Genomic DNA, 25,222 nt, shown 5'->3' on the forward strand with positions numbered 1-25,222 from the left:
TCCTTATCCGACGATGATGTTGAGGGCGATCACCAGTACGAGGGCGATCCCGGCGAGCAGGGCCGGCCGCTGGTACCAGGGCAGCGAGTCGGCATCGGCGTCGGTGCGCATCGCCTTCGGCGTCTCGGAATACACCAGGCCGACCAGTTCGGCGGCCGGCTTCGGCCTGGTCACCAGGGTGACCGCGACGCTGACGGCGATGTCGACCACGAACGCGGCGCCCGCGGCGACGAAGCTGGCGCCCTGCCCGGACAGGTTCGTCACCCCAGTCTCGTTGAGCAGGAACACGAACACCGCGGCGAGCGTGCCACTGACCAGGCCGACCCAGCCCGCGGTCGGCGACATCCGCTTCCACAGCATGCCGAGGATGAATGTCGCGAACAGCGGTGCGTTGAAGAAGCTGAACAGGGTCTGCAGGTAGTCCATCATGTTGCTGAATCCGCCCGCGATGAACGCGGTGAAGATCGCCGCCACCGTCGCACCGACCGTGGCCAACCTGCCGACCTTCAGGTAGTACCCGTCGGGTCGTCCCTTCCGAACGTACTGCTGCCACAGATCGAAGCTGAACACGGTGTTGAAGGCCGAGACATTGGCCGCCATTCCGGCCATGAACGCCGCCAGCAGACCCGCGAGCCCGACACCGAGAAGGCCGTTGGGCAGCACCTCTTTCATCAAGTACAACAACGCCTGGTTGTAGGTGACGTCGCCCTCGAAATCGGGATTCGCGGTGACCTGCTGCTTGTACTCGATCATCTGTGGCACCAGGACCGCGCTGATCATGCCGGGGATCACCACGATCAGCGGGATGAACATCTTCGGATAGGCGCCGATGATGGGGGTGCGCTGGGCAGCCGAGATCGAGTGAGTGGCCAAGGCGCGCTGTACTTCTACGAAATTGGTTGTCCAATACCCGAAGGAGAGAACGAATCCCAGACCGAACACGATGCCCATGATCGAGGCGAAGTTGTCGGTGAAACCGCTCATCGCGTTGCCCGGCCAGGTCTGCAACTGATCGGCGCCACCCGGCGAGCCGGACACCTTGTCCTGCAAGCCGTCCCAGCCACCGACACGGTGCAGGCCGACCAGGGTCAGCGGCAGCAGTGCGGCCACGATCACGAAGAACTGGAGCACCTCGTTGTAGATCGCGGCCGAGAGCCCGCCGAGGGTGACGTAGGACAGCACGATCACCGCGGCCACGACCACCGAGATCCACAGCGGCCAGCCCAGCAGCACGTTCACGATGGTGCCGAGCAGATAGAGGTTCACCCCCGCGATCAGCACCTGGGCGACCGCGAAGCTCAACGCGTTCACCAGGTGCGCGCCGGTGCCGAACCGCCTGCGCATGAATTCCGGCACCGAACGCACCTTCGAGCCGTAGTAGAACGGCATCATCACCACGCCGAGGAACAGCATCGCGGGCACGGCGCCGATCCAGAAGTAGTTGAAAGTCGGGAAGCCGTACTGGGCACCGTTGGCGGACATACCCATGATCTCCACCGCGCCGAGATTGGCGGAGATGAACGCCAGGCCCGTGACCCACGCGGGCAATGAGCGCCCGGACAGGAAGAAGTCGATACTCGACGACACCCGGCGCCGGGCGATCAGGCCGATGCCGAGGACGAAGACGAAATACAGGGCGACCAGCGCGTAGTCGACCGGAGCGGCGTCGAGCCGCAGTGTCGATGAGGCTTCTGGGGTGGCGAGCGAAAAGGCAAGCGGCACAGCGTGTCCCTCCTGACCTGGAGCCGGACGGCACACGAGCGTCGTTCACACGGCGCGGGTCGCGTCGTCCGTCGAACTGTTTCGGGTGCTTCCACTGTGCGCGCCCGTCCTGCGCCTCACAGCGAAATCGCACAGAACAAAATGGACAACTGTTCACTCCAGTTTGCGCGCTCCCGCTGCCGGTTCGACGGCGAAGACGCGGGGCGGGGCGAAACCTGTGGTGGCGAAACGGTGCATGATGTTCTCGGCCACCCGGTCGACGTGCTCGACCAGGGCGATGATGCTGCCGCCGAAGCCACCGCCGACCATGCGCGCACCGTGTGCGCCCGCGTCGAGTGCCGCGTCGACCGCGAGATCCAGTGCGGGCGCGGAGACCTCGAAGTCCTCGCGCAGCGAGTCGTGCGAGGCCGTGAGCAGCTCACCGATCGCCCGCGGGTCCGCACCGGCGCGCAGCCGGTCGACGACGGCGAGCACCCGCGCGTTCTCGGTGACCACGTGCCTCGCGCGACGCCGCAGCACTCGATCCCGTAAGCGTGGCAGGTCTTCGGAGGTGGCATCGCGCAGGGCGGACAGATTCAGCGCGGCGGCGGCGGCTTCGCACTGGGCTCTACGCTCGGCATATCCGCCGTCTGCCAGATCGTGCGGGTGGCCGGTGTCGGCGACGATCAATGCCAGACCGGCAGTGGCGAGATCGAACGGAATCTGTTCTGCGGCGACTGATTCCGTGTCGGCGAAGGCACGGATGTCGAGGAACAGGGCGTGGCCTTCGGTACACAGGATCGAGGCGGACTGGTCGAGCAGGCCCGTCGGCACTCCGGCGAAACCGTTCTCCGCCGACCTGGCGATCTCGATCATGCGCCGATCGGTGAGCGCGGGCGCGAACAGGTCGCGCAGCGCGATCGTCACCGCGCAGCACAGGGCCGCCGACGAGGACAGGCCCGCGCCGATCGGCACCGTGCCGTCGAGTTCGAGGTCCACCCCGGTGACGCGGTGACCGCCACGAACGAACTCGTCGACGACACCGAGCGGATAGCGGGCCCAGCCCGGCAGCCGATCCCGTTGTGCCGCAAGAGTATCGATGCCCACCTCGACGACCTCACCGGGCCGTTGCGCCGAGGTGAGCCGCACCAGCCCGTCACCGCGCGGTCCGGCCGCGCAGACGACGCCGAGCGGCAGGGCGATCGGCAACACGAACCCGTCGTTGTAGTCGGTGTGCTCGCCGATGATGTTCACCCGGCCCGGCGCGATCCACTTCTCCACCCGTACTTCCCTCCGCTTGCTGCGACGATGTCATCACCGAACACCGCGGCGGGCAACTGTCGAGCACCGGGTGCCGAATCGGTATGCGGCAATGCTCTCAACGCATCGACAGCAGGGCCGTGGACGTGTCATGATCGACTGAGTTGTAAAGGTTTTGAGCGTCGGCACTGCCGGCTGGGGATCGTGCTCGGACAACAACACTCGGTGCTCTCGGCCGATACTTCGAGTGATTCACCGGCCTCACATTCGATCGACGCTCGTCGCGTGCGCAGCAAGATCGAGGGGGGCTGATGACCATCAGCGAGACACGCTACGGGAGCCTGCGACGGTGCGTGGTGCTGCTCGGCGCGGCGGGGGCCGTGCTGATCGCGCCGCTGGCGGGCGGCCGGGCGCTGCCGTTTCTGCTGCTCATCGTGATCGTCGCGGGATCGCTGGCGATGATCGGGTACGGCATGTACTGCCATCGACCCGCACACCGGCTGCCCTGGTACCTGCTGGCCGCATCGGTGCCGCTGTTCGCCGCGGGCACCGCGATACGCGCGCTCGGGCTGCACCCGAGCTGGCACCCGGTCGACGATCTGTGCACCTTGGCGGCCTCGCTGTGCCTGGGCTTGGCCGCCGTCGGCTGGTTGCAGCCGCACCGCCTCCGCAATGCCCGTGACCTCTGGCTGGATTCGACGCTCATCGGGCTCAGCGCGCTGCTGGCCTCGTGGACATTCCTGATCTCGCCGATCCTGCGGCACAGCACCGGGTTCGTCGATACCTCGCTGGCCGCGAGCTATCCGCTGATCCACGCGCTGCTGGCTACCGTGCTCGCGCATTCGCTGGCGACGGTGGTGCGCTCGGAGACATCGCTGCGGTTGTTGCAGGCCGCACTGATCGCCGTGCTCATCGGTGGGTTGATCGAAAGTCTCACTGCCGCAGGCACGATCGCGATCGATCCCGAAGTCGCGCTGGTGCCGCAGCAGTGGGCGTATCTGCTGGCCGGGCTGGCCGCGGTGCAGCCGACGATGGGCGGATTGCGCGACGCCGAGGATGTGGGACCGCATCGATCGCGGCAGCGGGCCGGGATGATCGCGGTGGCACTGGTGGCGGCCTCGCTGGTGAGTGTGGTCGGCGCCGAGCTCGGGGTGGTCGACCGCGTGGTGATCTGCGCGCTGCTCACGTTGCTGTTGGTCGGTGTCCTGGTGCGCAGCGAACGCGCCATCGCGCGCAGCATGCGCAGCGAACGCCGCGCCCAGTACCAGGCCGACCACGACCTGCTCACCGGGCTGTTCAACCGGGCCGCGCTGCTGCGCGCACCACACCGCTATCGCGATCAGTGGGCCGGAAAACCACTGTGCCTGCTGTTCATCGACCTCGACGGCTTCAAAATGGTGAACGACAGCTACGGTCACGCCGTCGGCGACGAACTCATCGCCAACGCCGCGTCCCGCATCCGCCGCACCACCGCCAGCGCCGATCTCACGGCCCGCTACGGCGGCGACGAATTCGTGGTCCTGGCACCACGCACCCGCACCGAAGCCGCCGTGCTGGCCGAACACATCCTCGGCGCCTTCATCCGCCCCTTCGAACTGAGCTGCGGTGAAATCCCCATCACCGCCAGCATCGGCGTCGCCTGCGTGACCACCCGCCCCACCGAGACAACCATCTACGACCTGATCCGCACCGCCGACGCCGCCATGTATCACGCCAAGGAATACCGCCTCGGCCTCAGCTTCCACGACGAACTGAGAAAGCCGTCGACGCGGCGGCGCGTCTCCGCCTCCCCGCGGATTGAGCGGGTGGCCCAGTAGGTCAGTCCCCCAACTCCTCCAACAGCTTCCGAGCCGCCTCCAGCTCGGCCTGCAACTGCGCGACCTTCGCCTGCTGAGCCCCCCGCGCAGCCTCCAGAATCCCGGCGACCACTTCCTCCACCTCGGGGTGCAGGATCTTCGCGGCCTGAGCGACGGCCGCACTGCTGACCGCCAACCCCTTCACACTGCGCTTCTTGCCGTTGATCACATCGACAGTCCACTCACCATCGGCGGTTCCGGTGAGGGTGACGGTCACCTCGGCCACCTTGGCCTTGCGCACCGCGGGCGCCTTCGCCGGCCGCGGCGTTGCCGGGGCGGGCTTGGGATCATCGGCTACCGGGGCGAGCGACCTCGGCGCGGGCGTAGCAGCGCTCGGCAGGGTCGACGGCTGGGTCACAGTGTTGTCCTTTCGGTTGCTCGGCGCGGGGGCACTGTCCGGGCGGGTCCGTGCGGATCCGCCCGGCGCTACGGTAGTCCCGCGGGCCGGCTTGGTCAGCGTCACCTCGCTCGGGCCGAACGAGAGCACATCTTTGGAACCGGTGGGCCGCACCTGCAGGAAGTCGCCCGCGGACGGGTCGTCGAGCGCGACAACCTTGCCCGACTTCCCCTCGGCGACACCGACAGCGGCGGCGGTGAACCACACCATCGGCGGTTTGCCCTCGGCGAGCTCGCCTGCGATACGCGCGAGCTCGGCGTCGGATAGTACCGGCGGTGCTGATCGGCGGGATGCGGACTTGGTGCTCGGCGAGGACATCGTGGACTCCGGGGGTTGGTGCTACAGCGTGGTCTTCGCACCGATGATGCCGCACAGCACCGACAAGTTCTCCCCCGAGCCGCCCACACGGCCCGAAAGACCCTCCTGCTCGGGGCTTCCGGGCCGCGACACCGTCAGCCGAGAGTGGCGCGCCCGCGCGTCGTCGGCCGGATGTTCTCGCGCACCGCGGCCACATCGCGATAGCCGTTGACCGCCATCAGCAGATCCGCTTCGGCCGCGTAGCTGCGCAGCAGATGCACCAGGCCGCGCACACCACCCAGCGCGAGCGCGTACACATACGGCCTGCCGAGCCCGACCATCGTCGCGCCGAGTCCGAGCGCCTTCACCACATCGGCGCCCGAGCGCACCCCGGAGTCGAACAGCACCGGCACCCGGTCGTCACAGGCGGCCACGACCGCGGGCAAGGTCTCCAGCGCGCTCAGCCCACCGTTGGCCTGGCGCCCACCGTGATTGGAGCAGTAGATGCCGTCGGCGCCGAAGTCGATCGCCTTGCGCGCGTCCTCGGGATGCGAGATGCCCTTGAGGATCAGCGGCAGATCGGTGATCGAGCGCAGCCAACCGAGATCATCCCAGGTCAGCGAATTGCCGAAGGTCGCGATCCAGTGCAGGACAATCAATTTGGGATCGTCGGAGCCGACCATCTGCTGGAAGACCGGGTCGCTGGTGTAGTTCTTCAGCACGTGCCCACGCAGCTGCGGGAAGTTCCCGCCGGCCAGGTCGCGCGGCCGCCAACCGGGCACCCAGGTGTCGAGGGTGACCGTGATTCCCGCGTACCCCGCGGCCTCGGCCCGGTGCACCAGACTCTCGGCGAGCTCACGGTTCTTCGGCGTGTACAGCTGAAAGAAGGAAGGCGTGTCGCCCGCGTGCGGCCGCACGTCCTCGAGCGGGTCCTCCATCAGCGTCGAGTACATCGCGGGCACACCGGTCTGTGCCGACGCCTCGGCCACCGCGATGTCACCGTGGCCCTTCTCGCCGACCAGACCGATCACCCCGACCGGCGCGAGGAACAGCGGGTTGGCGAAGGTGTGGCCGAAGGCGGTGACGGCGAGGTCGCGCTCGGTGGCGCCGACCAGCATTCGCGGCACCAGACCCCAATCGGCGAACGCTTCGGCGTTGCGCCGCTGTGTGAGCTCGTCGCCCGCCCCGCCTGCGATATAGTTCAGCAACGAATCCGGCAGTGCCGCAGTGGCTTTGCGCTCGAGCGTCGCGTAATCCATGGGAAATTCGGGCTGGATCCCACCGAGCGCGGCCAGGTAGATCTCGTTCTGATAGTCGGCGAACTGACTCATTGCTGCACTTTCGCACGCCGACCGGGGTTCACGGACCGCAGGGTGGATGTAAGGTGCGTCATACTCGAAAATACGAGATTGTGAGTGCCCCTGCCGTGACCGTCGTCGAACACTCGGCCGCGCCCGCCGACCCGGACGCTCTACTCGCCGACCTCTTCCATTGCGATGCCATCCGTCACCTGACCCGCCTCGCGCTCGGGCTGTCCCAGGATTCGATGGATCTGCTGACCTCGGTCACCGATCGCCTGCGGGCCGCCGAGGGCGCCCTACGCGATCCGCTCACCAGCGACCTCGGCTTCGACTGAACCTCACCGTCGTCGCGCGGTGAGCACCGCCAGATCGGCGAGCCGATGCGCGCGGGCGATCTCCGCGGGGGTGAACGGTTCGTCGGGGCGTACGAAACCCCAGCGACGATCGTCACGGTCCAGTTCCAGCAGCGTGCCCTCGCCCGGTTCGCTCACCTCCGGCGTGCCGGGCGCGAGGTAGCGCGCGCCCAGCAGTTCGGCGACGGCCAAGGGTAATTCGTCCGGATCGCCGACGATGCGGGCGGCGATGGCCAGCGCCTTGGTCTGACCATCGATCAGCGACAGCACGGTCGCGGGCCAGACCCGCACTCCGGACCCTCCCGCGTGTTCGGCGGCGGAGGTGATCGCGTGCGCGGTGACCTCGGCGGGCGCGGCGACGACGAGTTCGTCGAGGACGGCGTCCTCGAGCTGGTGCACGTGCACGGTGAGAATGTTGGCGTCGCGGTGGGCGAGATGTTTGGCCAGCGTCTCGAGCGCGCCGGGACGGTCGGCCAGGCGCACGCGGATCCGCCAGAGCGCGGGCGCGGAGTCGATGCGGTCGCGGTGCCGTAGTTCCGGGCTGTGCAGCCAGCCGCCGAGCATTCGCATCGCCGACGGCTCCACCACCCAGATCACCAGGATCGTGGTGGTGACCGTGAGCAGGGCGACGGTCAGCAGGTACGGCGGGTGCAGGTGGACGACCAGCGCGTGCAGCGCCAGCTCCACCGGGAACACCGCCGCGAGTTTGGCCAGCGTGAGCCTGGTCCGGCCGGGATGCGGCAGTCTGCCGCATACCTCGCAGGCCAGGACCGTGACACGGGGTCGCACTGCGAATCGCCACATGGGGTCAGCGTCTCCGGCCTTCGTGTCGATCTTGGACGAGGTGCGTAACAGCGACGTGAAAGCGCGAGCGAAAGCCGTTGACCTGCACTGATTTCCGCGGTGATGTCGAGCACCCGCACTGTTGTGGTGTGACTGTCGGCACCATTCGCCCGATAGGCAGAGGGCAACAGTTGTGACTCGGATCACCAAAATTCATTGACAAACCCACACAAGTGGGCATAAAACAACATAAGTAAAGATTCATCGAGGCCGGAGGAACTCCATGTACGCCGAGGAACGGCAGCAGGCGATCGCGACCCTGATCGGGCATCGCGGGCGCGTCTCCGTCGCCGAACTCGCCGACCAGTACGGGGTCACCACCGAAACCGTGCGCCGCGATCTGGCGGTACTCGACCGACTCGGGGTGATCCGGCGGGTGCACGGGGGCGCGGTCGGTTCCGGCGCGCTCACGACCTTCGAACCGGGCACCGCCGAGCGCGACAGCACTCGCGCCGCGGAGAAGGACCGGATCGCCGAACTCGCGCAGCGGTACCTGCCGCGAACGGGCGGCAGCGTGCTGTTCGACGCGGGCACGACGACCGTGCGGGTGGCCGCGGCCATGCCGGCCGACGTCGACCTGGTCACCGTCACCAACTCGCTACCGGTCGCCGCGCGCCTCACCGGGTTCGCGGGTGTCCGGTTGCACCTGCTCGGCGGGCGGGTTCGCGGCGTCACCCAGGCCGCCGTCGGCGCCGAGTCCTTGCGGCTGCTCGGCGAACTACGGGTCGACGTCGCGTTTCTGGGCACCAACGCGCTGACGGTGCGACACGGGCTGTCCACCCCCGATCCGGAGGAAGCCGCCGTGAAACGCGCGATGATCGCCGCCGCCGACCGGGTCGTCGTGGTCGCCGACGCGAGCAAGATCGGGCGCGAGGACTTCGTGCGCTTCGGCAGTGCCGCCGAGGTCGACGTCCTGGTCACCGATACCGACATCCCGGCCACCGCACACGCGGAACTGGTCGCCGAAGGAATCGAGGTGGTACTCGCATGATCGTCACGCTGACCGCGAACCCGAGTGTCGACCGCACGGTCACCCTCACCGAGCCGTTGCGGCGCGGGCAGGTGCATCGCGCGGCGAGCGTCACCTCGCACCCCGGCGGCAAGGGAGTCAATGTCGCACGGGTGGTGTCCGGGGGCGGGGCGGCGGTCACGGCGGTGCTGCCGGGGGCCGACGACGACCCCGTGGTGCACGGATTGCGTACGGCGGGCATCGAATTCCGCACGGTACCGGCGCCCGGCGGGCCGAGGGTGAATCTGACCATCGCCGAATCCGACGGCACCACGACCAAGATCAACGAGCCCGGCCGTCCGTTGTCGGCGCGCGAGCTGGCCGAGCTCACAGCGCTGCTCGTGGAGGTGGCCGCGGGAGCCGAGTGGATCGTGCTGTCCGGATCACTACCGCCGGGCGTGCCCGTCGACTGGTACGCGCAGCTCGTCGCGATGTTGTCCACACCGCCCGTCTCGCCGGACGGTATGCGTCGCACCCGCGTCGCCGTCGATACCTCCGATGCGCCGCTGCTCGCCCTGTTCGCCGAATCAGCGCGCGCCGCACCGGATCTCATCAAACCGAACTCGGAGGAGCTGGCTCAGCTCACCGGCCTCGACGCCGTCGACCTCGAAAACCCCACGGCCGCCGCCGAAGCTGCCACGATGCTGATCGACCGTGGCGTCGGCGCGGTGCTGGCAACCCTGGGCGCGGCGGGCGCGGTCCTGGTCACCGCCGAGGACACGTGGTTCGCCGCCGCCCCGCCGATCGTCGCGCGCAGCACCGTCGGCGCGGGCGACTCGGCCCTGGCCGGCTACCTGCTCGCCGACCTCGCGGGCGAATCCCCCGCCGACCGCCTGCGCACCGCCGTCGCCTACGGCAGCGCCGCCACCGCACTCCCCGGCACCGAACTCCCCGGCCCCGCCGACATCGTCCTCGAAGCCGTCACCGCGCACCCACTCACCGCCGACCGACCATCGGCCCCGGCATGAGCGTCCCCACGATCGGCGCCCGGCGCCTTCGCCCATCGCCGAACTCGAACCGCTGCGACTTGCGCGTTCGTCCGCCGCTGATCCGAGATCCGACCGCAGACGGCGATCACCACCGCCACACATCCATCACCCAGCGCTACCCCACCGGCCGACGCCGATAACCGCGCCGATCGACACCGCTGGACCCGACAAGCTCCTGCTCCACCCCCACTCCGGAAAGACACGACGATGGCCGATTCGATCATCACCCCAGAACTGATCGCGCTCGACGCCGACCTCGGCGCCGACAAGGGCGCCGTGATCACCGCGCTCGCGGACAAGCTCGCCGCCATGGGCCGCGCGACCGACGTCGGCGCGGTGGCCGAAGCCGCCCTCGCCAGGGAGTCGCAATCGGCCACCGGGCTACCCGGCGGCATCGCGATCCCGCACTGCCGATCGGCCGCCGTCACCACCGCCTCGCTGGTTTTCGCCCGCCTCGCACCCGCCGTCGATTTCGGCGCTCCCGACGGGCCCGCCGATCTGGTCTTCCTGATCGCCGCTCCGGAAGGCGCGGGCGCCGAGCACATGAAATTGTTGTCGTCGTTGGCTCGCGCACTGGTCCGGCCTGCCTTCGTCGCCGACCTACGCGCGGCCGCGACACCGGCGGACGTGGTCGCCCTGGTCGACGGCGTCATCAATCCCCCACCGACCGCGACCACACCTTCCCCCGGTGGCACAGCGGCGACGGGATCGGCTGGTGCGGCCGGGTCCGGTTCGCCCGCCGACGGCGGAACGGGGACCTCCTCCGCCGCGGACGATAAGGACGCGACTCCCGTCTCCGAGTCATCGGCCGCCGGAGTCGGCGCGGCGGCAGCCGGTACCGCCGCAGTGGGCGTGGCCGGTTCCGGCGCGACAACCGATGGCGCGACGACGGCCCCCACCGGACACCCGGGCGACAACCCAGCGTCAGCTGGAGACAGCGCTGCGGGCGATGCACCGGCTGTCAGCACAGCGAAGTCCGGTGCGCCGAAGAAGATCGTCGCGGTCACCGCCTGCCCGACCGGCATCGCCCACACCTACATGGCCGCCGACTCCCTGGTCGCCGCGGGCGAACGGGCCGGAGTCGACGTGGCGGTGGAAACCCAGGGCTCGAGTGGTGGCGACAAGCTCGACCCGGCCACGATCGCCGCCGCCGACGCCGTCATCTTCGCCACCGATGTCGGGGTGAAGGACCGAAGCCGGTTCGCGGGCAAGCCGGTGATCGAGTCCGGCGTCAAACGCGCCATCAACGAGCCCGACACGATGATCGCGGAGGCCGTCGCGGCAAGTACCGCCGCGGACGCCGCCACCGTCGGCGGTACCGCACCCGCACCCGCGCAGGCGGCGGCCAAGGGCATCGGCTGGGGCACCCGCCTGCGCCAGATCCTGCTCACCGGCGTCAGTTACATGATCCCGTTCGTCGCCGCGGGTGGTCTGCTGATCGCACTGAGCTTCCTGCTCGGCGGCTACGAGATCTCCGACAGCGCGAAGGCGATCGTGCTCGACAACTCGATCACCGACCTGCCCGACGGCGGTCTGGCCACCTATTTCGGCGCCGTGCTCTTCCAGATCGGCTCGCTCGCCTTCAGCTTCCTGGTCCCGGCACTGGCCGGATACATCGCCTTCGCGATCGCCGACCGTCCCGGCCTGGCACCGGGTTTCACCGCAGGCGCGATCGCGGTCTTCGTCGGCGCGGGATTCCTCGGCGGCCTGGTCGGCGGTCTGGTGGCCGGATTCGCGGCGCTGTGGGTGAGCAAGCTGCCGGTACCCACGTGGGCCCGCGGGCTCATGCCGGTGGTGCTCATCCCGCTGCTGGCCTCGGCGATCGTCGGCATCGTGATGTTCGTGCTGCTCGGCAAGCCCCTCGCCGCCGTGACCAACGGACTCACCGACTGGCTCAACGGCCTGTCCGGCACCTCCGCCATCGCGCTCGGCGTCATCCTGGGCGTGATGATGTGCTTCGACCTCGGTGGTCCGGTCAACAAGGCCGCCTATTCATTCGCCGCCGCCGGACTCTCGGTCACCGATATCGCGACCCTGCGGATCATGGCCGCGGTGATGGCCGCGGGCATGGTGCCGCCGCTGGCGATGGCCCTGTCGACCGTGCTGCGCCCGCGCCTCTACACCGAGGCCGAACGCGAGAACGGCAAGGCCGCCTGGCTGCTCGGCGCCTCGTTCATCTCCGAGGGCGCGATCCCGTTCGCCGCCGCCGACCCGCTGCGGGTGCTGCCGTCGATGATGGTCGGCGGCGCGGTGACCGGCGGGCTGATCATGGCTACCGACGTCACCTTGAGCGCACCGCACGGCGGCATCTTCGTGTTCTTCGCGATCGGGCATCTCGGCTGGTTCCTGGTGTCGCTGGTCGCCGGCACGCTCGTCGCCGCGGCCTGCGTCACCCTCGCCAAGGAAGTCACCCGCAAGCAGTCCGTCGCCCCTGTTCTCACCACCGCGTAATCCATTCGCACACAAGGAGATATCCCATGGCAAGCACCACCGTCACCGTCGGCTCCTCGGTCGGCCTGCACGCCCGCCCCGCGGCCCTCATCGCCGAAGCGGTCGGCGCGGCAGGAGTTCCCGTCACCATCGCTGTCACGGGCGGCGACCCGGTAGACGCGGGCTCCGCGCTGATGATCATGACCCTCGGCGCAGGCCAGGGCGCCGAGGTGGTGATCACCAGCGACGATCAGCCGACTCTGGACAAGATCGCCGAGCTCGTCGCCAGCGACCTCGACGCCTGAAGCGACCCGGAGAAATGGAAAAGGCCCGGAACCAGTGGTTCCGGGTCTTTTCTTTGTAGCGGGGACAGGATTTGAACCTGCGACCTCTGGGTTATGAGCCCAGCGAGCTACCGAGCTGCTCCACCCCGCGTCGGTGTGAACACAACATTACACACAGGTGTGCGCAGGCGCCAAATCGCGAGGTCAACAAGGGTTTCGTGACCAAAAATCCCAATCCTCGACGAGCAGCACCGCACATCCAACCCTTTGACTGTGGCAGCCATCACACATTCCGGCAACTACACGCGCCGGGCCCGAGTTTCGGTGAGCGGCGTCACTATCACCCCGTGATCCCGAACACATAACGGTCCAATAACAGACCGACCGGAATCTAGGTATTCCCACTGGTTATGCGGTGTAAACATTGAAAAGGCGACTATTCCGTTCACAGAATCAGCTCGTTATCAAGATGTGATCGGCGTCGATTCTTTGGTTAGCGTCTCCCCCATGACTGAGACCCGGAAATTCAGCACCCGCGCCCTTGGCGTCGCCGCCATCGCCGGCGCCCTTGTTGCCGTTCCGTTCGGCCTCGCCACCGGCACCGCCTCCGCCGCCGCCTACAACTGGGACGGCGTCGCCCAGTGCGAGAGCGGTGGCAACTGGGGCATCAACACCGGCAACGGCTACTACGGCGGCCTGCAGTTCTCGCAGAGCACCTGGGCGGCCAACGGCGGCCAGGGTTCGGCGCACAACGCCAGCAAGGAAGAGCAGATCCGCGTCGCGGAGAACGTGCTCGCCAGCCAGGGCGTCGGCGCGTGGCCGCACTGCGGTCAGTTCCTCCAGTCGGGCGCATCCGAGCCCGAGGTGGTCGAGGAGCCCGCCGTCGAACTGCCGGTCGAACTGCCCGCCGAGGCCAAGACCGATGTCCAGGCTGCCGTCGACCAGGCCAAGGCCGCGGGCAAGACGCTGGCCGACCAGTACGGTGTCGCGGGTCAGTACCAGGCCCTGCTCGACGCCAACGCTCCGCTGATCGCCTCGATCGGCGGCTGATCCACCGTTCCCCCTGCACAAGAAAGGCCCCGTCGACCAGACGGGGCCTTTCTTGCTGCTGCGCGGCGGCCGGCTACCGGCCGCCTGCGTCCTGATACGCCTTCACCGCGGCGTCCAGTTCTTCCAGCGCCTTACCGAAATCGGTGAAGTTGCCCGTCCGCATCGCCGTGCGCACCGCCTCGATCTTGCGGCTGAGCTCGGCGGCCGCGGCCTCCTGCGTCGACCCCGCGGGCGGAGTCGTCCCCGGCTGCGGTGTGGTGCCGTTACCGGGCGGGGTGACGGTGCCCTGGTCGACCGGCGGGATCGCCCCCGGTTTCGGCTTCACCGACGGATCGCCACCGAACGGCGTCGCCAGCGAACCCGCACCCGGCATCACCTGGTTCAGCGCCTCGGCCAGTGTCGGCGCGTAGCCGACCTTCACGCTGCCCGCCGCGTCGCGATAGCTCACCAGCACGCGAAGCAGCTGCGGGAACGTCGACGAACCGGTGTTGCGCTCGTTGTAGAACGGTTCCACGTAGAGGATGCCGCCGTCGGCCACCGGCAGCGTGAGCAGGTTGCCGTAGCGGATCTTGTTCGAGTTCGACAGCAGGGTTTTCTCTCGGGAGACCGCGTCGGCGGTGGTCATCGAGTTCTGCGTCTGCTGCGGGCCCTGCGTCTGCGTTTCCACCGGCAGCTGCAACACGGTGAATTTGCCGTACCCGTCGGGGTCCGACCGCACCGAGATGTAGGCCGAGAGGAACTGCCGGTTGTAGCCGACCATCGCCGAGGTCAGGTTGAACACCGGCTTGTTGGTCTTCGGGTCACCCAGCAACACGTAATACGGGGGCTGGTTGAACGTGCCGCCCTCGATGGTCGGATCACTGGGCACCGACCAGAACGCGTTGTTGGTGAAGAACTCACGCGGATTGTCCACATGGTACTTCGTGAGCATGTCGCGCTGGACCTTGAACAGGTCCTCCGGGTAGCGGAAGTGCGCGCGCAGCTCGGGCGAGATCTCGCTCTGCGGCTTCACCGCGTCGGGGAACACGCCACGCCAGGCCTTGAGCACCGGGTCGGTGGTGTCGGTCTCGTACAGGGTGACGGTGCCGTCGTACGCGTCGACGGTGGCCTTCACCGAGTTACGGATGTAGCTGACCTCCTTGCGCGGGATGACCCGCCCGGTCTTCTTGTCGATACTGTCCTCGACCGCGCCGTCGAGCGATGTCGGCTGGGCGTAGGGGTACTTGTCCAGCGTGGTGTAGGCGTCGACGATCCAGACCACGCGCTCGCCGACGACCGCCGGGTAGGCGTTGCCGTCGGTGGTCAACCACGGCGCGACCTTCTGCACCCGGTCGCGCGGGCCACGGTTGAACAGGATCTTGGAGTCCTCGCTGATCGCCGAGGAGAACAAGATGTTGCGCTCGGCGTACTTGGCCGCGAAGGCCAGCCGGTTGAACCAGTTCCCGATCGGCACGCCACCGCTGCCGTCATAGGTGAACTGCGCCTGATCGGAGTCGTACTCGCGCGGCGCCTGGCCCTCCGCGGTGCCGACGATGGCGTAGTCGGGATCGGTCTGCGCGATCAGCTCGCCGTAGTAGATCCGCGGCTGCTCGACCTTGATCTGCTGGTCTTCGACCTTGGTGAACAGGTCGCTCACCATGAACAGCGGATAGCCCGAATCACTGCCGCCCGTGGCACTCTGGGCCTCGGACTGCGGCTTGTTGACCCGGTTGGCGGGCGCGGCAACGAAGCCGTTGCCGTGGGTGTAGACGGTGTGCTGGTTGATCCAGTCCTTCTGGTTGCCCGACAGCGCGGCCGGGTGCAGCTCACGCGCGGCCACGATGTAGTCCTGGACGTCGCCGTTGAGGCTGTAGCGGTCGATGTCGAGTGACTCGGGGAAGCCGTAGAAGTTCTTGCGCTGCTGGAGCTGGGTGAAGGTAGGCGAGAGGATGTTCGGGTCGAGCAGGCGGGCGTTGCCGATGGTGGCCGCGTCGGCAGGCACCTCGAGCGGGCTCTTCCTGCTCTCACCCTGGTAGTTCTGATACTCGACCTTGTCGTCGGTGATCCCGTACGCCTCGCGAGTCGCCTGGATGTTGCGCTCGATATACGGACTTTCCTTCTCCGCGGCGTTGGGACGCACCGAGAACTGCTCGACCACCATCGGCCACACCGCACCGACCAGGATCGACGACAGCACCAGCAGCGCGGCCGCCATCGCGGGAACCCGCAGATCGCGCAGCACGATCCCGGCGAAGAACGCCATCGCGCAGATCACCGCGATCGACAGCAGGATCAGCTTGGCGGGCAGCACCGCGTTGATATCGGTGAACGACGGACCGCCGAACGTCGGCTCCTTGCGCGTACTCGACAACAGGTCGTACCGGTCGAACCAGTACGCCACCGCCTTGAGCAGCACGAAGATCCCCGCGATCACCGCGAGCTGCACGCGCGCGGCCCTGGTGAGGGTGCCTTCACGCCCGGCCAGCCGCAGGCCGCCGAACACGTAGTGGGTCACCAGGTTCGCGAAGAACGCGATCACCACGGCGACGAACAGCCAGTTCAGCACCATCCGGTAGAACGGCAGATCGAAGGTGTAGAAGCCGATGTCGAGATGGAACTGCGGGTCCTGCTGACCGAACTCGCCACCGTGCAGGAACAGCTGCACCGTCGCCCAGTTCGACTGCGCGACCAAACCCGACAGCACGCCGAGCAGCACCGGGATACCGACGCCGAACAGCCGCAGCTTGCTCATCACGGTCGTGCGGTAACGCGCGATCGGATCGTTGGGCCCGGCGACCGGCACGAACACCGGACGCGACCGATAGGCCAGCAGCAGCGCCGCCCAGACCACCAGGCCGACGAGCAACGCGACGACCACGAACAGCATCAGCCGCGTGCGCAACACGCCGAGATACACACTGCGATAACCGACCTCACCGAACCACAACCAATTGGTATAGGCATCGGTGAAGCGGGGCCCGAGCAGCAACAGCGCCGCGAGGACGACTGCTGTCACCAGCAGCACACGGCTGCGTCGGGACAACGAAGGTAAGCCGGTGGGGGGCCGCATGCCCACGGTGCCACTCTCCATGCTCCGGCGGTTCCACACCGTGATCGGCGCAGTCACCGCAGTCCGAATGTTGCGGGTGATCCGTTGCCGGACCGTTGGCGCCCACTCTACGGAAATCGGACACCGTGCAAGCGTCTGGGCCGAAAATGATTGGATGTGCGGGTGACCGAAGACGAGCACGCCGAAGTTCTCCTCGCCCGCTGTGTGCGCGAGGTCGTCGAGTTCGCCGACGCCGAGGGCTGGGGAAACCCGCCGCAGATGTTCGCGTTGGTGCCGACCGCCGACCTGGCCGCGGCCGAACCGGACCTGCAAGACCAGCTCGACGACGGCAGCGAGCTGACCCCGGTGGCCCAGGAAGCCTTCCCCGACGACATCACCGGCGGGTCGATGGCGTTGGACGAGTTCCTGGCCACCACCACCTGGCCGCCCGCGGTCGAAGGCTGCGTGCTGGTGCAGGAGATCGTGGTGCTGCCGCCCGACGCCGAGAGCGATCTCGACGAAGCGCTGGTTCCGCTACTCGCCGATGACGAAGCCGCCGACGCGGCCGGGCGCGCCGCCGCGCACGCGCATCCGGGTCGCCGCGACGCCCGGCTCATCGCGGGTGTGCTGCGCCAGGGCGCCACCCTGTGCCTGCTGCAGATCCGTCCCGAGGACGATGACGGCTTCGGCGACCTCGACCTGCGCACCTACCCCAACCTGGCGCCGGGCCTGGTCGAGGCCCTGCACCACACGCTGGAGTGACTACCCGCAGCCGATCGCCTCGCGACCCGCGTTGATCTCGGCAAGTCCGGCGATCGCGCTGTCGAGGGTGTCGACCTTCACCAGGCGCAGACCCTCCGGAGCACGCTGACCGGCCTCGTTGCAGTTGTCGGCGGGCACGAGGAACGTTTCCGCGCCTGCCTCGCGCGCCGCGATCATCTTGTATTGGATGCCACCGATCGGGCCGACCTTGCCGTCCTGGTCGATAGTCCCGGTGCCCGCGACGAACTTGCCGCCGTTGAGTTCGCCCGGCGAGAGCTTGTCGATCAGCGAGAGGCTGAACATCAGACCGGCCGACGGTCCGCCGATATCGGCGAGGTTGAACTCGACCTGCAACGGCGGGCGTCCGCCTTCGCCCGGGGTGATCCCGAGGTAGCCCTTGGTCTCGTCGCCGGGGCGCGGCGCCAGGGTGATCGGACTGGTCAGCTCGGCGTCGCCGCGACGGTGGACGACGGTGATGGTGGCGCCGGGCGCCTTGGTGCCGACGATGTCGATCACGTCCTTGGGCGTGGTGATCGGGGTGCCGTCGATGCTGATCAGCTCGTCACCGACCTCGAGCACGCCGTTGGCCGGCCCGTCCTCGCCGAGTCCGCGGACCAGCACGACCGTCGGCATCTTCAGGTAGTGCAGCGCGGCGACCTCGGCATCGCTCTCGGAGTCCTTGAAGTCCTGCTGGTTGGACTTGTCGACCTCCTCGCGTGACACGCCGGGTGGGTACACCTCGGCGCGCGGGACAAGGCCGTGCTCACCGCTGGCCCAGAACCCGAACGCCTCGAACAGGTTCAGCCCGTCGCGCACCGACACGGTCGTCATGTTCAGGTGCCCGCTCGTGGGATCCAGTGGCGCGCCGGTGACATCGACCACCTGCTTGCCCTCGACCTGGCCGAGGGTGTCGAAGGTGGGGCCGGGGCCCAGCGCGACGAACGGCACGGTGACCACGCTGCCCGCCACACCGAGCATGAGGACAGGGACGAGGGCGACGATCAGGGTGAGGATCCGACGATTCACTCGGACCACAGTAGTGATCAACGGCCGTGACCGACGGCAGTGGCACGCTTTACGGCGTGGGCGTCGTCGCGCGATTTCGCGATGCGCGAACACCGTGGGCCCGGGGGTCCCGCGTAACGTAAGAGGTATGAGCGATCTCCCCTTCGGCTTCTCGACCGGCGACGACGACGATTCCGGCAAGCGTCGCGACGAGGGCAACGGACCCGGCGGAAACGATCCGTTCGGGTTCGGAGCGGGCGGCGCCGGCGGTGCGGGCGGCTTCGATCCGTCGCAGCTGGGCCAGATGCTGAGCCAGCTCGGGCAGATGATCAGCGGCATGGGCCAGGGCATGGGTCCCGGCGGCTCGCAGTCCGGCCCGGTCAACTATGACGTCGCCAAGCGACTGGCCCGCCAGCAGCTCGGTTCCACCATCGCCCCTATCGCGTCGGGGACCACGACCGCGGTGACCGACGCGGCGCACCTGGCCGAACTGTGGCTCGACGGCTCCACGGTGCTGCCCGCGGGCGCCACCAAGACGGTCGCGTGGACCCCGAACGACTGGATCGAAGAGACGCTGCCCACCTGGAAGCGCCTGTGCGATCCGGTGGCCGAGCAGATCTCGGGCATGTGGACGGCGCAGTTGCCCGAGGAGGCCAAGCAGTTCGCCGGGCCGATGGTCGGCATGCTCGGTCAGATGGGCGGGCTGGCGTTCGGCTCCCAGCTCGGTCAGGCGCTCGGCCAGCTGGCCAAGGAGGTGCTGACCTCCACCGATATCGGTCTGCCGCTGGGCCCGGCCGGTACCGCGGCACTACTGCCGACCGCGATCTCGGCGTTCAGCGAAGGGCTCGAGCAACCCGAGAGCGAGATCATGGTCTTCCTGGCCGCCCGCGAGGCCGCCCACCAGCGGCTCTTCGCGCACGTGCCCTGGCTGCGTCAGCAGGTGCTCGGCGCCGTGGAGGACTACGCGCGCGGCATCAAGATGGACTTCTCCGCGATCGAGGAAGCCGCGCAGGGCATCGACCCGATGTCGCTGAGCGACCCCTCCAAGCTGGAGGAACTGCTCTCCCAGGGCACGTTCGAACCGCAGACCACACCGGAGCAGAAGCAGGCGCTCGAGCGCCTGGAGACCCTGCTTGCGCTGATCGAGGGCTGGGTCGACGTCGTGGTCAGCGACGCGGTGGGTGAGCGTCTGCCGGGCGCGAACGCGCTGTCGGAGACGCTGCGTCGCCGCCGGGCGACGGGCGGACCCGCCGAGCAGACATTCGCCACGCTCGTCGGCCTGGAGTTGCGGCCGCGCAAGGTGCGTGAGGCCTCGGCGCTGTGGCGGCGGCTCACCACCGACGCGGGGATGGAGCGGCGCGACAAGGTGTGGGAACACCCCGATCTGCTGCCCGACTCCACCGATCTCGACTCCCCTGCCGGGTTCATCGACTCCATCATCGGTGGCAGCACCGGCGCTTTCGACGACCCGCTGGCGCAGCTGGCCGCGACCGAAGCGCGGGAGCGCGACGCGGCCGGTCTCGGCAAAGCCGAGGCCGAAGAGTCCGATTCCGACGAAACCCCGCGCGACGAGGGTGATTCCGACTCGGATTCCGGCAAGGCCTGATCCACCTCGCCGCCGAGGTCGGTGAGAAACTTCCGATCTCGGTGGCGCGACACGGTTCCGAGGCTAACGTTCGTCGCGAAACGCGGCGGCGACCCGCGGTACAGCGGTTGTTCACACTTCGGAATCCGCGGGCCGACACGCCGAAAGCCTGTGGATAACTGCACTTTCGGCGCACCTCGCGCCGCTGCCGGGTGCCGATACTTCTGGCATGACGACCACTTCCCCACTGCGCGGGCCGATGCTCAACCCGCGAGTGACCACCCTGGTTCGCCCGTCCGGCACGGTCCAGCTCGGTTGGGACCCCGAACGCGCGCTGCTCCTGGAAACCACCGATCACGACACCGGTACCGTGCTCGCCTTCCTCCGCCTGCTCGACGGCTTGCAATCGTGGCCCCAGATCATCTGGCGGGCAGGCGAATTCGGCATCAGCCCCGATCGCACCATGGGCATGCTCACCGCGATCGAGCGTGCGGGCCTGCTGCTCGAGCCCGAACCCGCACTGGGCAAGATCCGCGGTATCACCGTGCACGGCCTCGGTCCGCTCTCGGACGCGGTAGCGATCGGATTGCGGCGCATGGGTTTTCGCCCCACCCGCTCGCGCGCGTACCGGCCCGACCATCCGCTCGGTACCGCCGCGGGCGATCTGGTGGTGCTCACCGACGCGTTGATGATCGACCCCGGACTGTCGGTGGATCTGGTGTTGCGCAGGGTGCCGCACCTGCAGGTCCGAGTTCGCGACGGGGTCGGCGTGGTCGGCCCGCTCGTGCTGCCCGGCGAGACCAGCTGCCTGCGCTGCGCCGACCTGACCCGGGCCGGATTCGACAACGACTGGCCGCATCTGGCCGCCCAGCTACTGGGCCGCACCGGGCACGCGTCCCCGGCGGGCATCGCGGCGACGACCGCGCTGGCGCTCGGCGAGCTGGAGGCGATCGTCGCCTGTTCACCGCGGCGTCCACCGCGCACTCTCGACGCTACCGTGGAATTGAATCTCGACACCCACGAGATCCAGCGCCGGCCGTGGCTGCCGCATCAGGAATGCGGGTGCCGGAACATGACCTCACGCGCGCCGGAAACCGCCCGGTGACGGGCGTCGCATCAGCCGGTGTGAGCATTCTTATGGCACACACCCCGCGAGTTCGGCCATGATGGGTACCGTGTCCGAGATCGTGCGCCGCAGTTCCAGCCGCAATGCCAAGTTGGCCAAGATTCCGCTCGGCATCGCCGGACGAGCCGCTGTCGGGTTCGGCAAGAAGCTCGTCGGTGGTGACAAGAAGCAGATCAACGCGAACCTGAACCAGAAAGCAGCCGAGCAGCTGTTCACCGTGCTCGGTGAGCTCAAGGGCGGCGCGATGAAGTTCGGGCAGGCGCTGAGCGTGATGGAGGCCGCGGTCCCGGAGGAGTTCGGCGAGCACTATCGCGAGGCGCTGACCAAGCTCCAGGCCGCCGCACCGCCGATGCCCGCCGAGACGGTGCACCGCGTGCTCGACCAGCAGCTGGGCACCAAGTGGCGGGAACGCTTCACGTCCTTCGACGACACCCCGGCCGCCTCGGCCAGCATCGGCCAGGTGCATCGCGCGGTCTGGTCCGACGGTCGCGCGGTGGCGGTGAAGGTGCAGTATCCGGGCGCCGACGACGCGCTGCGCGCCGACCTGAAGACGCTGTCCCGGATGACCGGACTGCTCTCGTCGGTGATCCCCGGCGCCGATGTGAAGCCGCTGCTCGCCGAGATCACCGAACGCACCGAGGAAGAACTCGACTACCGCATCGAGGCCGCCAACCAGCGCCGCTTCGCCGCCGCGTTCGAGGGGCACCCCACCATCGCGATCCCCAAGGTGGTGGCGGGCGCCCCGAAGGTGATCGTCACCGAATGGCTCGACGGCACCCCGGTGTCGGCGCTGATCAAGGCAGGCGCGGAGGACCCCGAGGGCACCCGGGCGCAGCGCAACCGGATCGCCGAGCTGATGGGGACCTTCCACTTCAGCTCGCCCGAACTGGTCGGCCTGCTGCACGGCGACCCGCATCCCGGCAATTTCCTGGTGCGGGCCGACGGCACCCTGGCCGTGCTCGACTTCGGCGCGTGCGCGCCGATGCCGGACGGCTTCCCGGAGATCCTGGGCCGCATGCTGGCCCTCGCTGTCGCCGACGAGCACGCGGCCCTCACCGAATTGCTCTACGAGCACGGCTGGGTCATTCCCGGCCGGGTGGTGACCCACGAGGAGATCGAGGCGTACCTGCGTCCGTTCAGCGACCCGATTCGCACCGACACGTTCCACTTCACCCGGTCGTGGATGCAGCGGGTGGCGGGCAAGGCCTCCGAGTTCTCCAGCCCGGAGATGAAAACCGCTCGCGCCCTGCAACTTCCGGCCGAGTACCTCACCGTCTTCCGGGTGCTCGGTGGCTCGGTCGGCATCCTGGCCCAGCTCGACGCGGAACTCGGCTTCATGAACCTGGTCCGCACCTGGGTGCCGGGCTTCCGCGCCGAACAGGCTTCGTAGGGCACCCCTCTCGCCCGGGGCGTCTCAGTCGGCGGATGCCCCGGACGAGCGTCGGCCCACCGTGCACAGCAGGTGCACCAGGATGCCGACCACAGCGGCCATGGTGACTCCGCTGCCGAGTAGCAGCTTCAGATCGGCGGGGAAGCCGCGATAGAGGGCGGGAACCAGAATCGGCAGCAGGCCCGCGGTGAGGGCCGCGGTGGTGGTGAGCAGGGCGGCGTCGTCGTTCAGGTCGACTTCGCGGAACAGGCCGATCGCGGAAGCGATGATCGTGGCGAACACGATGGCCGCCGTCGCGCCGACGACAGAGCCGGGCAGGGAATTCACGATGCGGCCGACCGGGGCCACGAACGCGGCCAGGATCAACATCAGGCCGGTCAGCGCGGTGACGTATCGACTGCGAACACCGGTGAGCCGGATCAGCCCGATGTTCTCACCACTGGTCACCATGGTCGGTCCACCGAACAGCCCGGAGAACAGGGAGGTGACAGCGTCACCGCGGATCGTGCGCCCGACCGTCGGCGCCGTATCGATCTGCTTGCCGACCACCTGCGCGTTGAGCACCGTCTGTCCGGTGGCCTCGGCCATCGAGCCGATGCTGAACACCAGCAGCGGCACGGCCGCCAGCAGGTCGAAATGCGGTGCGCCGAACAGGAACGGCTCCGGCAGTTGCACCAGCGCGTCACCAGGGACGAGCGTGAACCGGCCGAGCGCGGCCGCCACCGCGGTCCCGACCCCCATCCCGATCAGCACCGACACGCGTCGCCAACCGGAAGGCAGGAAGCGATGTGCCAGCACTGTCGCCACGATGGTCGCCCCGGCGATGATCACCGACCTGACCGGTGTCGGGTCGTCGGCGGAGGTGATCAGATTCGCGCCGACCTTCACCAGGTTCACCCCGATCACCAGGATCATGGCGGCGATCACGACCATCGGCAGGAAGCGCACCAGCTTGCGCGCGATCGGTACCAGCGCGATGCCGGCGACCGCGGTGATCAGTACCGCGCCGGTGGCGGTGGCGGGGTCGTAGGTCTGCGCGGTCTGGATGAACAGCACCACCGCCGCGCCACCGGGCAGCATGACGAACGGCAGTCCGGCCCCGAGGCCGTAACGGCCACCGGACTGCAGGATGGTGCCGATACCGCTGAAAAGCAGGGCGCCACAGAGCAGGGCGCGGGCCGCCTCGTCGTCCAGGTGCAGGCTGCGGCTGATCAGCAACACCGAGGTGAGCGGCATCGCGATCATCACCACCAGGTGCTGTAGCGCACCGGCGAAAGCCCGGCCCGCGGGCGGAATCTCGTCGACCGGCGCCACCACCGGCTCGGTCACCGCAGCCATGGGAGTTCCTCGGCGCGGTAACGGTAGGCACGGAAGATCGCGTTGGAGATACCCGGAAACACCTGGGCGGTATCGGGATCGGGGTATTCGGTGAACGAGGGCACCACGTACTCCCAGCAGATCTGCCGTTGCGGGGTCACCTCGAAGATCCGGCCGAACGCGGCCTCGGTGATCAGCGTGTTGCCGTTGGGCAGCCGCTGCGCGCCGCCCATGAAGGGAGTGAAGAACGCCTCACGCGGGGAGTCCTGATAGGTCCACCCGACTTCGCCGGTAGCAGCGTCTATTTCGACGACGCGGCTGTAGGTGACCGACTCTCCGGTGCGGAAGGTGCCGTTGTCGAACACCAGGATCTTGCCGTCGCCGAGCGGGGTGGCGTGATGCTGTTGAGCGACGGTGTCGCGGTCGGCGAGCTCGGTGACCACGCCGGTGCGCCGATCGATCAGGATCACCGCGGAGACGCTGCGCAGACTGGCCACCACCGTGTGCTCGTCGAGCGGGTACACGCTGTTGATCAGCGGCCAGTGCTCACGCCAATAGTGCGGCTGCAGCGCGAATTCCGCGGGATCGAGATGCTCGACCGCACGCCACTCCCAGATCGGCGCGCCGTCCGGGCCGACCTCGCGGATCACATCGGACCAGACGATCCCGTCGGCTTCGGTGCCGGGCACACCGCCCTGGATCCGTGCCGCGTCGGCGCCGGTGAGCGGCTGCACGGCGGCGTAGAGCACGCGCCCGTCGTCGTAGTGGTGGGCGTCGTGGTGGGCCAGATCGTCGCGGACCTCGGACAGCTGAGTACCGGTGTGGTCGTAGCGGGCCATCGAACCACCGGAGTACTTGCGCCACATGGCGAACAGCGGCGCGCGGGCCAGGGTCGCACCGTTGTAGGCGAGCGTGCCGTCGGCGAGGATGCGGGCGTGCCTGCCCGGGCGGTAGGGCAGGTGCCACTGGTGGACGATCTCGCCGTCGAGGTCGACCAGGTCGACTCGACCGTTGCCCGCCAGCGGCGCGTAGAGCGTGAAGCCGGGCGAAGCCAGCTCGGCATTGCTGCCGATCAGCCCGATGCCCCGGCGCTTGAGGGTGTTCTGTTCCATGCCGCCTCTTCCTGAATATTCGATGCCACTGAATATTCAGTAGAATCACGGGAACAGGAACCGTTCCGATCACGGTGCGCGAAACCCGCTCACCCCCTGGTCGGCCGCCGAAACAGCGGACCAGCAC

General features: G+C 68.3%; 20 protein-coding genes and 1 tRNA gene. 11 read left to right on the forward strand and 10 right to left on the reverse strand.

Going from position 1 to position 25,222, the window contains the following annotated elements:
• Positions 1 to 3: 3 nt before the first annotated feature.
• A complete protein-coding gene (locus ACFULV_RS01210) occupies positions 4 to 1,722 on the reverse strand; it encodes a sodium:solute symporter family protein (protein WP_378651856.1) in 1,719 nt (572 codons plus the stop codon).
• Positions 1,723 to 1,875: 153 nt separating this feature from the next.
• The gene (galK, locus tag ACFULV_RS01215) at positions 1,876 to 2,982 is read right to left on the reverse strand and encodes a galactokinase (RefSeq protein ID WP_378651858.1); all 1,107 of its coding nucleotides are present in this window, start codon (positions 2,980 to 2,982) and stop codon (positions 1,876 to 1,878) included.
• Positions 2,983 to 3,272: 290 nt separating this feature from the next.
• Between galK and ACFULV_RS01220 the strand changes: the two genes are divergently transcribed.
• The gene (locus ACFULV_RS01220; RefSeq protein ID WP_378651861.1) at positions 3,273 to 4,778 is read left to right on the forward strand and encodes a diguanylate cyclase; all 1,506 of its coding nucleotides are present in this window, start codon (positions 3,273 to 3,275) and stop codon (positions 4,776 to 4,778) included.
• A gap of 1 nt (position 4,779) precedes the next feature.
• Here the strand turns inward: ACFULV_RS01220 and ACFULV_RS01225 are convergent, their stop codons facing one another.
• Together ACFULV_RS01225 and ACFULV_RS01230 are read right to left on the reverse strand one after the other, a co-directional pair.
• Positions 4,780 to 5,532, reverse strand: a complete 753-nt coding sequence (locus tag ACFULV_RS01225) for a DUF6319 family protein (RefSeq protein ID WP_378632887.1) — start codon at positions 5,530 to 5,532, stop codon at positions 4,780 to 4,782.
• Positions 5,533 to 5,666: 134 nt separating this feature from the next.
• A complete protein-coding gene (locus ACFULV_RS01230) occupies positions 5,667 to 6,842 on the reverse strand; it encodes an alpha-hydroxy-acid oxidizing protein (protein ID WP_378651864.1) in 1,176 nt (391 codons plus the stop codon).
• Positions 6,843 to 6,922: 80 nt separating this feature from the next.
• Here ACFULV_RS01230 and ACFULV_RS01235 point away from each other — a divergent pair, with 80 nt between their 5' ends.
• Positions 6,923 to 7,147, forward strand: a complete 225-nt coding sequence (locus tag ACFULV_RS01235) for a hypothetical protein (protein ID WP_378632882.1) — start codon at positions 6,923 to 6,925, stop codon at positions 7,145 to 7,147.
• Between the two features lie 3 nt (positions 7,148 to 7,150).
• Here the strand turns inward: ACFULV_RS01235 and ACFULV_RS01240 are convergent, their stop codons facing one another.
• Positions 7,151 to 7,969, reverse strand: coding sequence for an amino acid-binding protein (locus ACFULV_RS01240; protein WP_378651866.1), 819 nt, complete (start codon positions 7,967 to 7,969; stop codon positions 7,151 to 7,153).
• A gap of 262 nt (positions 7,970 to 8,231) precedes the next feature.
• On the opposite strand from ACFULV_RS01240, the gene ACFULV_RS01245 reads away from it, so the two are divergent.
• The 4 genes from ACFULV_RS01245 to ACFULV_RS01260 all read left to right on the forward strand — a co-directional run bounded on the left by ACFULV_RS01245 (position 8,232) and on the right by ACFULV_RS01260 (position 12,741).
• Complete coding sequence (locus tag ACFULV_RS01245) at positions 8,232 to 8,999, forward strand: DeoR/GlpR family DNA-binding transcription regulator (protein ID WP_378632878.1); 768 nt, start codon at positions 8,232 to 8,234, stop codon at positions 8,997 to 8,999.
• Positions 8,996 to 9,985 carry a 1-phosphofructokinase family hexose kinase gene (locus ACFULV_RS01250; protein ID WP_378651869.1) on the forward strand — a complete coding sequence of 330 codons (990 nt, stop codon included), beginning with the start codon at positions 8,996 to 8,998 and terminating at the stop codon, positions 9,983 to 9,985. Before ACFULV_RS01245 ends, ACFULV_RS01250 begins: the two co-directional genes overlap by 4 nt.
• A gap of 228 nt (positions 9,986 to 10,213) precedes the next feature.
• On the forward strand, positions 10,214 to 12,457 hold the full coding sequence (locus tag ACFULV_RS01255; protein ID WP_378651872.1) for a fructose-specific PTS transporter subunit EIIC: 2,244 nt from the start codon (positions 10,214 to 10,216) through the stop codon (positions 12,455 to 12,457).
• Positions 12,458 to 12,483: 26 nt separating this feature from the next.
• Positions 12,484 to 12,741, forward strand: a complete 258-nt coding sequence (locus ACFULV_RS01260) for an HPr family phosphocarrier protein (RefSeq protein WP_101466146.1) — start codon at positions 12,484 to 12,486, stop codon at positions 12,739 to 12,741.
• A 56-nt stretch (positions 12,742 to 12,797) separates the two neighbouring features.
• Here ACFULV_RS01260 and ACFULV_RS01265 read toward each other — a convergent pair.
• Positions 12,798 to 12,871: transfer RNA gene (locus tag ACFULV_RS01265), tRNA-Met, on the reverse strand.
• A gap of 356 nt (positions 12,872 to 13,227) precedes the next feature.
• Here ACFULV_RS01265 and ACFULV_RS01270 point away from each other — a divergent pair.
• Complete coding sequence (locus tag ACFULV_RS01270) at positions 13,228 to 13,770, forward strand: transglycosylase family protein (RefSeq protein WP_378651875.1); 543 nt, start codon at positions 13,228 to 13,230, stop codon at positions 13,768 to 13,770.
• Positions 13,771 to 13,843: 73 nt separating this feature from the next.
• Here the strand turns inward: ACFULV_RS01270 and ACFULV_RS01275 are convergent, their stop codons facing one another.
• A complete protein-coding gene (locus ACFULV_RS01275) occupies positions 13,844 to 16,825 on the reverse strand; it encodes a UPF0182 family protein (RefSeq protein ID WP_378652411.1) in 2,982 nt (993 codons plus the stop codon).
• A gap of 156 nt (positions 16,826 to 16,981) precedes the next feature.
• On the opposite strand from ACFULV_RS01275, the gene ACFULV_RS01280 reads away from it, so the two are divergent.
• Entirely contained in the window at positions 16,982 to 17,560 is a 579-nt protein-coding gene (locus tag ACFULV_RS01280; RefSeq protein ID WP_266292347.1) for a PPA1309 family protein, read from the forward strand.
• Here ACFULV_RS01280 and ACFULV_RS01285 read toward each other — a convergent pair whose 3' ends face one another.
• A complete protein-coding gene (locus ACFULV_RS01285; protein WP_378651878.1) occupies positions 17,561 to 18,586 on the reverse strand; it encodes a PDZ domain-containing protein in 1,026 nt (341 codons plus the stop codon). It lies immediately after the preceding gene.
• A gap of 127 nt (positions 18,587 to 18,713) precedes the next feature.
• Here ACFULV_RS01285 and ACFULV_RS01290 point away from each other — a divergent pair, with 127 nt between their 5' ends.
• The 3 genes from ACFULV_RS01290 to ACFULV_RS01300 all read left to right on the forward strand — a co-directional run bounded on the left by ACFULV_RS01290 (position 18,714) and on the right by ACFULV_RS01300 (position 22,666).
• Complete coding sequence (locus ACFULV_RS01290) at positions 18,714 to 20,171, forward strand: zinc-dependent metalloprotease (RefSeq protein ID WP_378651880.1); 1,458 nt, start codon at positions 18,714 to 18,716, stop codon at positions 20,169 to 20,171.
• 208 nt (positions 20,172 to 20,379) lie between these two features.
• Complete coding sequence (locus ACFULV_RS01295; protein ID WP_378651883.1) at positions 20,380 to 21,255, forward strand: TOMM precursor leader peptide-binding protein; 876 nt, start codon at positions 20,380 to 20,382, stop codon at positions 21,253 to 21,255.
• 61 nt (positions 21,256 to 21,316) lie between these two features.
• A complete protein-coding gene (locus tag ACFULV_RS01300; RefSeq protein WP_378633455.1) occupies positions 21,317 to 22,666 on the forward strand; it encodes an ABC1 kinase family protein in 1,350 nt (449 codons plus the stop codon).
• A gap of 24 nt (positions 22,667 to 22,690) precedes the next feature.
• Here the strand turns inward: ACFULV_RS01300 and ACFULV_RS01305 are convergent, their stop codons facing one another.
• Both ACFULV_RS01305 and ACFULV_RS01310 read right to left on the reverse strand, forming a co-directional pair.
• Positions 22,691 to 24,004: a uracil-xanthine permease family protein gene (locus ACFULV_RS01305; protein ID WP_378651885.1), complete on the reverse strand. Its 1,314-nt coding sequence runs from the start codon at positions 24,002 to 24,004 to the stop codon at positions 22,691 to 22,693.
• Positions 23,992 to 25,095, reverse strand: a complete 1,104-nt coding sequence (locus ACFULV_RS01310; RefSeq protein WP_378651888.1) for an aryl-sulfate sulfotransferase — start codon at positions 25,093 to 25,095, stop codon at positions 23,992 to 23,994. Before ACFULV_RS01310 ends, ACFULV_RS01305 begins: the two co-directional genes overlap by 13 nt.
• Between the last annotated feature and the right edge of the window lie 127 nt (positions 25,096 to 25,222).

The organism is Nocardia sp. NPDC057272 (assembly GCF_042668615.1).
Lineage (GTDB): Bacteria > Actinomycetota > Actinomycetes > Mycobacteriales > Mycobacteriaceae > Nocardia.